The sequence below is a fragment of the Streptosporangium sp. NPDC006930 genome (assembly GCF_040635605.1).
GTDB lineage: Bacteria > Actinomycetota > Actinomycetes > Streptosporangiales > Streptosporangiaceae > Streptosporangium.
In genome coordinates this window covers 1-11,663 of the sequence record NZ_JBEYID010000021.1, presented here as the reverse complement: position 1 = coordinate 11,663, position 11,663 = coordinate 1, and the positions used below count along the sequence as shown (strand labels likewise).

Sequence of the window (11,663 nt, the reverse complement as noted above, 5' to 3'; positions counted from 1 at the left end):
GCCCGCCGCCCTCCCCCCCGCCGCCCCCCGGCCCCCCCCCCCGACGGCCGGAAGCCGCACGTGTAGCAGGCGGGAACCTCCGCCCTTCGGGGCGGAGCGGATGTCAACGGGAGTCCTGACCTCCCGCAGGGGACGCCGCGGACTATCCCGGTACGGACTTTCCCGGTACGGACTTTCCCGGTACGGCGATGGAGGTCACGACCAGGCCGTCGGAGACCAGCCAGCGGCCGGTGAAACCGGTCAGCTCCCGGCCATCCACGACAGGGCCGGGGACGAGGAGGCGGGCGGTGAACGTACCGGAGGGGGAGAAGACGAGGTGGGCCTCCTCGAAGCCGAGCCAACGCCTGGCCAGCGGGAACCACGCCTTGTAGACGCTCTCCTTGGCGCTGAACAGCAGCCGGCCCCAGTGCACGTCGTCGTCGAGCCGCGCGAGCGCGGCCCGCTCCTCGGGCAGGGAGACCGCGGGCAGGATGCCGTCGGGGAGCGGCTCGTGGGGCTCGGCGTCGATGCCGATGGTGAGCGCGTCGCGGGAGACGGCCGCCGCGCGGTATCCGGCGCAGTGGGTGATGGCGCCCACCACCCCGTCCGGCCACACGGGGGCGCCGCGCTCACCGGGCAGGATCGGCGCGGGCGGCAGTCCGAGCTCGGCCAGGGCCTGACGCGCGCAGTGGCGCGCGGTGCCGAACTCGCGCCGCCGCTTCTCCACCGCGCGGGCGACGGCCTCCTCCTCCTCGGGGAACAGCACGACGTCCGGCGGGTCCTCGAAGCGCTCCGAACTCGCCACCCACGGCGGCAGGATCTTCTCGATCACGAGGCGGCCTTGGGGCTGGGCAGGATGCGCCGCAGCTGACCGGGTGCGGTGGACCTGGGACGCCACTCGCGGGGATAGCCCAAGGAGACCTCCTCGAAGCGGATACCGTCGTGCCAGGTGGTCCTGGGGATGTGCAGGTGGCCGTAGACGACCGCGGCGGCGTCGAAGCGCAGGTGCCAGTCGGCGGTGCGCTCGGTGCCGCACCAGATCGCGAACTCCGGGTGGTACAAAATCAGGGTGGGTTCGCGCACCAGCGGGTAGTGGTTGACCAGCACCGTGGGCACCCCGGGCGGCCTGGCCTCCAGGCGCCGTTCGGTCTCGGCGATCCTGGCGTCGCACCAGGCGTCCCTGGTGGGGTACGGGTCGGGGTGCAGCAGCATCTCGTCGGTGCACACCACCCCCTTGTCGTACGCGCGGGCGAGCGCCGCCTCCTTCGTGGCCACGCCGGGCATGCGGAAGGTGTAGTCGTACAGCACGAACAGCGGGGCGACGGTGACCGGGCCGCCGGGGCCGGTCCAGGTGAGGTAGGGGTCCTCGGGCGTCGCCACCCCCAGGTTCCGGCACACCTCGACCAGGTGCCGGTAGCGCTCCTCGCCGCGCAGCTGGACGGGGTCGCTGGGATGGGTCCACAGCTCGTGGTTGCCGGGCGCCCACACCACCTTCTCGAACCGTTCGGCGAGCAGCCCCAGGGTCCATTCGACGTCGGAGACCTTCTCTGAGACGTCCCCGGCGACCAGCAGCCAGTCGGAGGGGGAGGTGGGCCGCAGCTTCTCGACGATGCTGCGGTTCTCCTGGTAGCCGATGTGCAGGTCGCTGATGGCCAGCAGTGACGTCATGCGCGGCCCGTCCTCCGAGAAGTGGTGTCTCCCGGCGCGAGTCGCGTGCTTCGCGAGCCGGTGTCTCCCGGCGCGAGGCCCGTCACCGGCGACCCCGCCATCGGTGAGCCGGTGGCCGAAGCGGGCCGCCCGCCGCGCGTCGCCACCGTGAGCGCCCGCACCGTCCCCTCGTTCTCTTCCACGTTTCCCAGCACCGCCGCCTCCGTCTCGCCCTCTTCCCCGGGCGCGGTCACGACCCCGTGATCGTCGAGCAGAAGAACCCTCTCACGACCGCTCCCGTAGGCACACCCCAGCCCACCTCCGAAGGCATCAAGTATGGCAATACTCATACAGTTTGAGCAGGCGGTGACGATCCTTAACGTATGACGACATTCGACAGCATGCCCCGTGCTGCATCGCACCTCCCGACCTGCTTGAAGCGGTCGCCGAACACGGAACCCCCGCCGAGCGGGAGGCCGCGCTGAAGACCCTCGCCACCTCGGAGAGCGCCCGAGCGCAGCGCGCCTCGTTCGGTGGCGCGCTGCGTCAGCTCAATCTCACCCTCTCCGACGTCGAGCCCGCCCCGGCATGGTGCGTACGGTCTACGACGTCGAGAACGGCGGCGACTTCGACCTTCCCGGCAGGAAGAGGCGCGGGGAGGGCGAGCAGCGGAAGATGCGCGCCGCCTGGCAGCAGGTCGGGGTCCTCTAGCGGCAACGCCGTCCGGTCAGGGCTCGCGGACTGTCGACCCGCCGACGGGGACCGATCGGCGCCCCGGGCGCGACCGCCGCGCGGACGACGATGTGAGACGTCACGCGCGGGACCTCTTCGCCGCGTTCACCGGGCAATGGAGTTTTTCTCCGGCGGGGAGATCTCCGGCGCTGACCATTCGGTCCACGCGTAAGACGGCACCTTGTAGAACAAAAATCCATATAAGATCACGGACAGGGTTATTCCGGCCGCGGCTTAATGCAATTGACATCTTTTGGAGACGCTCGCAGAATGGCGCGCAGGTCGGCCTCCGCCACAGATCACCTTGACGATCAGTCGGTCGGCACACAGCGTTGTGGAATGCCGTCGGCGAAACCGCACGTCTACCGATGTGCGGTTTTTCGCACCTGCTCCTTCCCGGCCCCCGGCTTCCGGGGACAACCGGAGGCGTCTCCGGCCGGCCCCCAGTACGACATGCCCGATTGTTCGGTGGACATTGCCCGGTGGAAGGAGAGGCCGCAGTGGCGACGGTTGAGGTGGTGGCGAGGCGCTGGTCCCTGGTGGGCCGGGACGCGGAGCTGAAGGCGTTCAAGGCCGTCCTCCATGAAACCGGCTACAAGGGTTTCCTCATCTTCGGTGAACCCGGCGTCGGCATGACCCGGCTGGCGGAGGAGTGTCTGGCCGTCGCAGCTCTGCGGGGGCATGCCGTGGGCCGCGCCGCCGCGACCGGCGCGGCGGCGGAGATCCCTCTCGGAGCGATAGCGCATCTCCTGCCGGACGGCGTGGACCTGTCGGATCCCATCGCGGGTTTCGCGACGGCGGTCCGGCTCATGTCGCGGGCATACACCGCGACGGCCCGCCTCGTTCTGCTCATCGACGACCTGCACCTGCTCGACTCCGCCTCGGTCATGCTGTTGCGCCAGCTCATGGAGACCGACGCCGTCTTCCTGGTGGGCACGGTGCGCTCGGACGCCTCTTCCCTGGAGAGCGTCGTGACGCTCGGGCGAGGCGACGCCGTCCACCACGCCGACCTCGCGCCGCTGACGTGGCGGGAGGTGAACGAGCTCCTCCAGCACGCCCTGGCCGGCCACGTCCACCGCGAGACCGTCGACCGATTACACGCCGCGAGCGGCGGCAATCCGCTCTATCTAGGCGAACTGGTGCGTGGCGCGCTGGCCGAGGGCAGGCTGACGAACGACGGGGAGGTCTGGCAACTGGCCGCCACCGAGCCCCTTCCGGTCACCCGTCGCCTCACGGACGTGATCCGCCACCGGCTCGCGACGGTGGCGCCGTGCGGCCGTCGTCTCCTCGACGTCCTCGCGCTGTGCGGTCCGGTGTCGGTGGCCGACCTCGAACATGAGCCCTGCACCGAGATCCTGGACGAGCTGGAGCGAGCCGGGCTCGTCACCGTCGTGCGGGAGGGGCGGCGTACGTACGCCCGCCTGGCGCACCCTCTCTACGCGGAGGTGCTGCCCCCGGGTATCACCGAGGGGCGGCGGCAGGAGATCCTGCGCGAGCAGGCGGACAGGCTGGAACGGACCGGCTCGCGCCGCCGGGAGGACGCCATGCGCCTGGCCTCCTACCGGCTCGCCGGCACCGGCAGCGCCGATCCGGCCCTCCTCCTCCAAGCCGCCCGGCTCGCCGCGCACGGCGACGACCATGCCCGCGCGCTCGTCTTCCTCCGGGCAATTCCCGAGGACGAACTCACCTTCCCGGCCCTGCTTCTGCTCGGCCGCACGCTTTCCGAGGCGGGCCGACCGCAGGAGGCCGAGGACGTGCTGCGCAGGGCCGACGGGGAGGCCACCAGGGAGAGTCGCACGCTCGCGGTGGCGTTGGCGCGCACCCACAACCTCATGTGGTGCCGCGGCACAACCCGCGAGGAGGTCGTCGCCGCGAACGACGCGGCGCGCGACCGCGTCACGAGTGCCGCAGGCCTGTGGGCGCTGCGGGTGAACGAGGCCAACATACTCTCCAGCCTCGGTCGCCACGCCGAGAGCCTCGACCTGCTCGACGACATGCGGGACGAGGAACCGGCGGTGGGTGACATCGCGGGCGTGGCGGCGTGGACGGCCGCCGCCGCGACAAGGTCGAGTGCGCTGTCCTTTCTCGGTCGCAGTGAGGAGGCGGTGCCGTGGGCCGAGCGGGCCGTGGCCCTGTGTGCGAAGGCGAGGACGGAGGGCAGGGGTCACGGCCCGCAGGAGGCGGCCGCGTGGTCCGCGCTCGTTCTGGCCCTGACCGAGATCGGACGTCTGGAGAAGGCTCGCGTCACCGCCGAGCGCGCCCACACCGACTCGGGCTGGGTGCCGACCGGGTGGCAGCGTACACTCCTGGTCTTCCCGCTCGCCCGCAACGCCTGGATGGCCGGCCGCCCGGCCTCGGCGCGCCGCTGGTACGCGGAGATCGCGCACGACACTCGCCCTCAGGGAGTGATCCTGCGTCCACTCGCCCTCACCGGGCTCGCGGCGGCCGCGGCGCTACAGGGTGACGTGCGCGCGGCGGAGGCCGCCCTCACCGAGCACGCCGGGCTCGCGGTGGCGGTGCGCGTGCCCGAGGAACGGCTCGGCGAGGCATGGACGCACGTGGCGCGGGGAGAGCGGGGGGCGGCCAGGAGAGTGCTACGGGAGGCGGCGGCCGAGGCCCGCGAACGAGGGCAGTTCTCCTCCGAGGCCACGCTGCTGACCGACCTCGCGCGGCTCGGCGGCGCCGCGGAGGCGGCGAACCGTCTCGCGGAGCTCGCGAAGGCCGGAGGGCCCTTCATCACCGCCCGGGCACGGCTGGCGGTCGCGCTGGCCGCCGGCGACCGGGACGGCCTGATAGCGGTGGCGGACGACTTCGACCGGATGGGGGCGAGCCTGTTCGCGGCAGAGGCGGCGGGCGCGGCAGCGGAACTGTGGCGCCGCTTCGGGAACCCCCGGCAGGCCTCCGCCGCCGCCGCGCGGTCGGCCGCCGCCGCGGCCCTGTGCGAGGGCGCGCGGACGCCCCTGCTCCAGGCGGCCGACGCGGCCGTGCCGCTCACGGCCAGGGAAAGGGAGATCGCGAGCCTGGCCTCCAGAGGGATGTCCAGCAAGGACATCGCGGCCAATCTGACCATCTCCGTCAGGACGGTGGACAACCACCTGCAGCGCGTCTACGCGAAGCTCGGCGTATCGGACCGCCAGGAGCTGACCGGCCGGCTCGGCCGCACGAACAGGTGAACCGGTCGGCCGTGCAGTCCGTGCCCCTGTGCACGGGCGACGCGGCCGCGGACTCGCCGAGTCCCGCCCGCCTTCGTCGGCGGGGCGGGACCCGGGTGGCGCGGGCGGCGTGTCAGGCCGCTTCGAGCCAGTAATCGGAGACCCCGAACAGGCAGCCGGGCTCAGTCCGTGGGGGGCTCGTGAAGCTCGTCCAGCGGCCCTCGACGACCGCCGCCGGTTCACTGCGGTAGGTGAAGCCCCACGAGCAACTGGTGACGAGCCGGACCCGCGCGCTCGTGACATAGGGTTTGGTATGGCACTCGTTCGCGAAGGCGCGATAGCCGGTCGGCTGGTAGCTGTCGTAGAAGGTTCCGGTCGCCCACGCCGGACAGGCCACCTTGTCCGTCTCCAGATATTTGTATGCGCCCGCGGCGGCCGGAGAGGCCGGGCCCAGTACAGCGAGCACGGTGAGCGCGGCGAGCGCGGTGGTGCCCGCTTTCCTGACAATATTGTTCATGGCGTTTCCATATCCTCTCGAATTCACTGCGGGCGTTTTCACAGGGCGGAGGCGAGCGCCACCGCGACGCCTTCCGAACCGAGGGTGAGCTTGCTCTGCGGCAGGTTGCTGGCGTAGCAGCTGAACTGGGCGAAGCAGAGGTTGACCGAACGCGCCATGTGGGAGTGATAGGGCGACCCGACGCCGGTGGTGTTGGTTCCGATCGGCGCGCCCACGAGGGCATTGACCGCGTCGGTGACCAGGCCCTGCGGGTAGACGACAGAGGACTTGTCGGTGAAGTAGTCACGTCGGCTGTACGGGGCCACGGAGATGACGCGGGTGCTCTCCCAGCCGGAAACCTGGTTCGCCGTGCAGTAGGAGAACGCGTGATGCCAGGTGTAGATGGTGGTGCCCGCCCAGGACGTGAGCGTCAGCGGGTAATCGACAGCCCAGCATTTCTGCTGGTAGGAAGCCTGTGCGGCGCGCAGCGCGGAGGAGTCCCGGCCGCCGGACCGCTGGGGCGGGTCGACCTTGGTGACGACCGGATCGCCCGCCTTCACCGACACCGGCACCGTACGGGCCAGCTGGGGGTCGTCCTTGATGATCTTGAGTTCCGCGGCGGTGGCCTTGCCCGACACGGCGTGCTCGATGGCCGCCCTGACGTCGGCCTCGGAAGGGCCGTCCGCGGCGGTCGCGGGGCCCCCGGCGAGCGTCACCGCCGCGGCCGCGACAGCGAGTCCCGCGGATAAGGTGCGGAGCTTCATTCTCATTGTCCCTTTCGAAATTGGAATGCTTTTTTCGACAAGGGAAACTTTTTCAGCTGTGGAATTCGAGAGGTAGAGTACTGACTACTCATTCCTCCGTGCGTGACTGCTCATGCTCACCACGAACGCCGGAGTCGTGCGACACGATCCTTCGATCGTCGTCCCGCCCGCTCCTCCGCTGCCCGACGAGCACCCCGTGGGCCGGAGCCATCGGTGCCACCCCGGCCAGGTCGAGAACCTCTACTGTGAACGGCGACGATCGATTAGGGCGCTCATCCGATCACCTTGGTCGACGGCCGGGTTCGCGGGTGACCTGGAGTCGATCCACCACCTCGACGACGGGCGCCACCGTCCTTTGCCGAGACCTGGACCGAGAGGCCCTGGGCCTAGAGACGCACGTGTTCCGCCGATCCGGTGGGCATCCAGTGGAATCGGTCGCCGACCTGCTTGGATGCTCGTGGCAGGTCGCGTTCGATGCCGTCGCGACCCTGGCGGAAGTGCCATCGGCGTCGACACGGCCACCATCGTGTTCGGGATTTTCGTGTACCGGCGGGTCTGGGCGGGCATTTCGCCTCCCCGGAACCGTGGGGAGGCGGTCTGCGGGTGGATGCCCTGCGACCCGCCCGCGCGGCACGCTTCACCCGCGCATCGAAAGATACGTTCGCTCGGGTTTTTGCGAGTAGTTCGGAATCCCTCGCTATCGTGATTACCGAGCTTTTTCGGAAAGGCTCCGGGCGCGTCCGCCGACCTCGCTGAACAGGAGGTCCCAGTCCGCCAGGAAGCGGCCGAGACCGTAGCGGGTCAGGGCGGCGGCGCGGGCGGCCCTGCCGGCCTGTACCGCCCGGTCGGGATCGGCGACGAACATCTCAAGGGCGCCTGCCAGAGCGGAGACGCGGGTGGAGACGACGCCTGCCTCGGAGGGGACGGCTTCGACGGCCTCGGTGCCGGCCACGGCGACGACGGGCATGCCCAGGAGCATGGCCTCGATGAGGGACAGGCCGAGGGAGGTCCACCGGTAGGGATGCAGGTAGACGCGGCGCCGGGCGAGCGCGGCGTGCATCACCCGCTGCGGCAGGTCCTCGAAGGTCCGGTAGGGCAGGCCGGTGACCTTCATGCCGAAGAGGTCGAGCGGCACGGCCTTGGCGAGGGTGGGCAACAGATCGGTCCCGGCGATCCGGTGACGCCTGACGGGTTCGTTGACGACGACGCCCGCGCGCGGGAGGTCGCCGGTGTAGCGGTAGGCCGATCACCGTGGCCGGTGACGGCGGGCAGACCAGGTCGGTCTGCTACGTGGACGACACCGTCAGCGGGATCCTCGCCCTGGCTCACAGCGGGTTCGAGGGCCCGGTCAACATCGGCAACCCTACGGAGCTGACCATGCTTACCCTGGCCGAGACGGTTCGTCATCTGACCGGCTCCGAGTCTCCGATCCACTTCGTCGGCCGCCCGCTCGACGACCCGGAGGTTCGCCGTCCCGACATCTCGCTCGCCGCATCCAAGCTGCGATGGCGGCCGAGCGTCGATGTCGCCGAGGGACTGCGCCGCACCATCGACTGGTTCGACCGGGAGATCCACGGGCAGCGGGAGATCACGGATGTGAGCCGTTGAACCGGAGCCCGGCGCCGCGCGTCGCGCGTCGCGCGTCGGCCACCGGCCCGGAACCTCATTCCTCCAAGCCGGACCCGGGACCCCGGCGAAGGCGGGATCCGTGTCGTGGCAGTGCGAGATCAGAAGATCTCCGGCGCGAAACCGTTCGGCAGGCCGGCGGGATGGACCCGTTCCCGCGCGTGACGGTGGTGGTGGCCACGCGCAACCGCCGCCACGACCTGGAGCGCTCGCTACCGCGCCACGAGTCCCCGGTGATCTTGCTTGACAACGGTTCCACCGATGGCACCCCGGCTCTCGTACGACGAAGGTTTCCCCACGTGCGGGTCGTCGAACTGGGACGCAACCTCGGTGCACCGGCTCGCAACCTCGGTGTGGAACTCGCCGGGACACCCTACGTCGCCTTCGCCGACGACGACTCCTGGTGGGCGACCGGCGCGCTCGAACGCGCTGCCGACGTGCTCGACGCCCATCCCCGCCTGGCGGTACTGGCGGCGCGGATGCTGGTGGGGATGGAAGAGCGCCTTGACCCGATATGTAGGGACATGGTGAATTCTCCTCTCGCAGTCGAATCAGACCTTCCCGGTCCGTCCGTTCTCGGCTTTCTGGCTTGCGGAGCCGTGGTGCGCCGGAAGGCGTATCTGGCCGCCGGCGGTTTCGACGACGTCATCTTCTTCCTCGGGGAGGAGGAGCGCCTCGCCCTGGACCTGGCCGCGGCGGGCTGGGGACTCGCCTACGTCGACGTCGTCGTCGCTCACCACCATCCCTCCGCTTCCCGCGACGTGAGCCGCCGTCGGGTCCTCGCGTCCCGTAACGCGGTGCTCAACGCCGTCCTGCGCCGGCCGTGGCCGGTGGTGACGCGTACCGTGCTCACCGCCGCGTGCGAAGGCCCGGCCGGATGGCGAGGACTTGGATACGCCCTGCGGAAGCTGCCCCGGGCGCTGGCGAATCGCCGTACCCTCTCGCCTCTCGTCGAGGCGGCGCGAAGATCGTTGGATGTCTACGGACGGTGTGGACGCTCCCGCCGGTAGTGAGGACGGCCATGACCTGCGCCGGGGCTCGCGTCGCGCGAGCCGGACGACGTCGGCTGTGCTGGAAAGGCGGTCCGACCCTCGGTTGCGGGTCCTCCCTCCCGCTCTCTTTTCCGATTCTTTCGGCATCATTTAAGTCATTTTCAAATGAGTTTGACCATGCGAAGCTCCATGCTGTTATCAGTTTTGGCGCGAGAATCCCCTCTTAACGGTTCACTGATGGCATGATTCGCCAATGTGTGCGGGTAGCAGGAGTTACGGGGTTCCCCCGCGCCTGTTGATTTTATTGCGCACCGGCGGCAGATGTGTCCACGTATGAATTGCTTGGTGCGCGTGAAATCACATTTGCGGGGAGCTCTTTGGATATACGGAGGTATATGTGAAACGCGTCATCGTCACCGCGGCCGTCGTCCCCCTCGCGGCGGCCACGTTGGTATCCCCGGCCCAGGCCCGGCGGGTGGTCGCCGAACCGGTCGTGGAAGCCGAGTACGTCGTCCTCTACACCGAGGGCGCGCGCCCGGCGGACGCCCGGCAGGCCATCAGGACGGCGGGCGGAAGCATCCTCAGGGAGAACACCGCGATCGGCGTCGCCACCGTCAAGACGGCGAACACCGACTTCGCCGAGGAGGTGCGCGACGCCGCCTCGATCGACGACATCGCCCACAACCGGTCCATCGGCAGCGTGCCCTCCGCCAGGAGGGGAGCGGCGGGCCACGCGACCGTGCGGGCGAGTGCCGTGGAGAAGGCCGGTGACGGCGCCCCCGCCGCCTCCACCTTCGGCGCACCCGCGCCCGCCGCGGAGCCGCTGTCGGAACTCCAGTGGGACATGAAGCAGATTCACGCGACCGTCGACGGCTCCTACCGCCACCAGCAGGGCGACCCGGGCGTGTTGGTCGGTGTCATCGACACCGGTGTCGACGGCTCCCACCCCGACATCGCACCCAACTTCAACCGCGAACTGAGCCGCAACTTCACCGTCGACATTCCCGTCGACGCCGACGGCAACAAGGTCGACGGCCCGTGCGAGGCCGAGCCGGACCGCTCCTGCGACGACCCGGTGGACGTCGACGAGAACGAACACGGCACGCACGTGGCGTCGTCGATCGCCTCGCCCCTCAACGGGCTCGGCATAGCGGGCGTGGCGCCCAAGGTCTCGATCGTGAACCTGCGGGCCGGCCAGGACTCGGGATTCTTCTTCCTGCAGCCCAGCGTCGACGCGCTGACCTACGCCGGTGACATCGGCGTCGACGTGGTCAACATGAGTTATTACATCGACCCGTGGATGTTCAACTGCGTCGACAACCCGGCGGACTCTCCGGCCAACCGGCAGGAGCAGGCCACGATCATCAAGGCGATGCAGCGGGCGCTCACCTACGCGCACGACAAAGGGGTGACCCTGGTGGCCGCGGCGGGCAACAGGGCCTTCGACTACACCAAGGAGATCGTCGACGCCTCCAGCCCCGACTTCGCCGGCGTCCCCGGCGAGTCGCCCTACTCGCGCACGATCCCCCCGAGCTGCGTCTCCATGCCGAGCGAGGCCAAGCATGTGATCTCCGTGTCCGCGACCGGCGTCAGCAGGCGCAAGGCGTACTACTCCGACTACGGCAACGGCTACATCGGCGTCTCCTCCCCGGGCGGCGACGTCTACGACACCGCGAACGGCGACCGCGACGTCACCAGGGCGACACTGGCCGCCTATCCCAAGTCGCTGGCCGAGGCGCGCGGCCAGCTCAACCCCGACGGCACGCCCAACGTCACCAACGTGGTCCGCGACTGCAAGGGCGACGTCTGCGGCTACTACGTGTATCTCCAGGGCACCTCGATGGCCTCTCCACGCGCGGCCGGGGTCGCCGCGCTGATCGTGAGCGAGTACGGCCGGCGCGACCGGGTGCACGGAGGCAAGATGCTCCGTCCCGTCGTCGTGGAGAGGGCCCTCAAGGGCACCGCGACCAGGACGCCCTGTCCCACCCCGCCCGCCCACACCTACACCCGGCACCTGCCGGACGGCGGCACGGCGACCTCTACGCAGACGTGTGAGGGAGGCGCGTCGCGAAACGGCTTCTACGGCTACGGGATCGTCGACGCCCTCCGGGCGGTCCGCCGGTCGGTCCACTGACCCTAACGGCGAGGCCCGGCGTCCGCCGCGCGGCGGACGCCGGGCCCCGCCCGGTATAGACAAACTATAACAGCCGCGGGAAATAACAACCGACCGCGCCGGCGCGGGATAGTCGGGGGAAACCACAGAAACCGCCTGGGA

9 protein-coding genes and 1 pseudogene are annotated in these 11,663 nt (G+C 70.0%); 5 read left to right on the top strand and 5 right to left on the bottom strand.

The window, feature by feature from the left end:
* Nucleotides 1-142: 142 nt before the first annotated feature.
* Together ABZ664_RS29980 and ABZ664_RS29975 are read right to left on the bottom strand one after the other, a co-directional pair.
* The gene (locus tag ABZ664_RS29980) at nt 143-811 is read right to left on the bottom strand and encodes a 4'-phosphopantetheinyl transferase superfamily protein (protein ID WP_362516940.1); all 669 of its coding nucleotides are present in this window, start codon (nt 809-811) and stop codon (nt 143-145) included.
* On the bottom strand, nt 808-1,647 hold the full coding sequence (locus tag ABZ664_RS29975) for a metallophosphoesterase (RefSeq protein WP_362516937.1): 840 nt from the start codon (nt 1,645-1,647) through the stop codon (nt 808-810). The genes ABZ664_RS29980 and ABZ664_RS29975 overlap by 4 nt, the downstream gene beginning before the upstream one ends.
* A gap of 567 nt (nt 1,648-2,214) precedes the next feature.
* On the opposite strand from ABZ664_RS29975, the gene ABZ664_RS29970 reads away from it, so the two are divergent.
* Together ABZ664_RS29970 and ABZ664_RS29965 are read left to right on the top strand one after the other, a co-directional pair.
* Nucleotides 2,215-2,337 (top strand): hypothetical protein, encoded by a 123-nt coding sequence (locus tag ABZ664_RS29970; RefSeq protein ID WP_362516934.1) that lies wholly within the window; start codon nt 2,215-2,217, stop codon nt 2,335-2,337.
* Nucleotides 2,338-2,858: 521 nt separating this feature from the next.
* The gene (locus ABZ664_RS29965; RefSeq protein ID WP_362516931.1) at nt 2,859-5,531 is read left to right on the top strand and encodes a LuxR C-terminal-related transcriptional regulator; all 2,673 of its coding nucleotides are present in this window, start codon (nt 2,859-2,861) and stop codon (nt 5,529-5,531) included.
* A 112-nt stretch (nt 5,532-5,643) separates the two neighbouring features.
* Here ABZ664_RS29965 and ABZ664_RS29960 read toward each other — a convergent pair whose 3' ends face one another.
* The 3 genes and pseudogenes from ABZ664_RS29960 to ABZ664_RS29950 all read right to left on the bottom strand — a co-directional run.
* Nucleotides 5,644-6,027 carry a hypothetical protein gene (locus ABZ664_RS29960; RefSeq protein WP_362516928.1) on the bottom strand — a complete coding sequence of 128 codons (384 nt, stop codon included), beginning with the start codon at nt 6,025-6,027 and terminating at the stop codon, nt 5,644-5,646.
* 38 nt (nt 6,028-6,065) lie between these two features.
* A complete protein-coding gene (locus ABZ664_RS29955) occupies nt 6,066-6,770 on the bottom strand; it encodes a hypothetical protein (RefSeq protein WP_362516925.1) in 705 nt (234 codons plus the stop codon).
* A gap of 706 nt (nt 6,771-7,476) precedes the next feature.
* Nucleotides 7,477-8,010: pseudogene (locus ABZ664_RS29950) on the bottom strand (glycosyltransferase); the annotation flags it as partial.
* A gap of 11 nt (nt 8,011-8,021) precedes the next feature.
* Here ABZ664_RS29950 and ABZ664_RS29945 point away from each other — a divergent pair.
* The 3 genes from ABZ664_RS29945 to ABZ664_RS29935 all read left to right on the top strand — a co-directional run bounded on the left by ABZ664_RS29945 (nt 8,022) and on the right by ABZ664_RS29935 (nt 11,522).
* Nucleotides 8,022-8,378 (top strand): hypothetical protein, encoded by a 357-nt coding sequence (locus tag ABZ664_RS29945; protein ID WP_362516922.1) that lies wholly within the window; start codon nt 8,022-8,024, stop codon nt 8,376-8,378.
* A gap of 161 nt (nt 8,379-8,539) precedes the next feature.
* Nucleotides 8,540-9,406 (top strand): glycosyltransferase, encoded by an 867-nt coding sequence (locus ABZ664_RS29940; protein WP_362516919.1) that lies wholly within the window; start codon nt 8,540-8,542, stop codon nt 9,404-9,406.
* Nucleotides 9,407-9,785: 379 nt separating this feature from the next.
* Nucleotides 9,786-11,522 (top strand): S8 family serine peptidase, encoded by a 1,737-nt coding sequence (locus tag ABZ664_RS29935; protein ID WP_362516915.1) that lies wholly within the window; start codon nt 9,786-9,788, stop codon nt 11,520-11,522.
* Nucleotides 11,523-11,663: the final 141 nt, after the last annotated feature.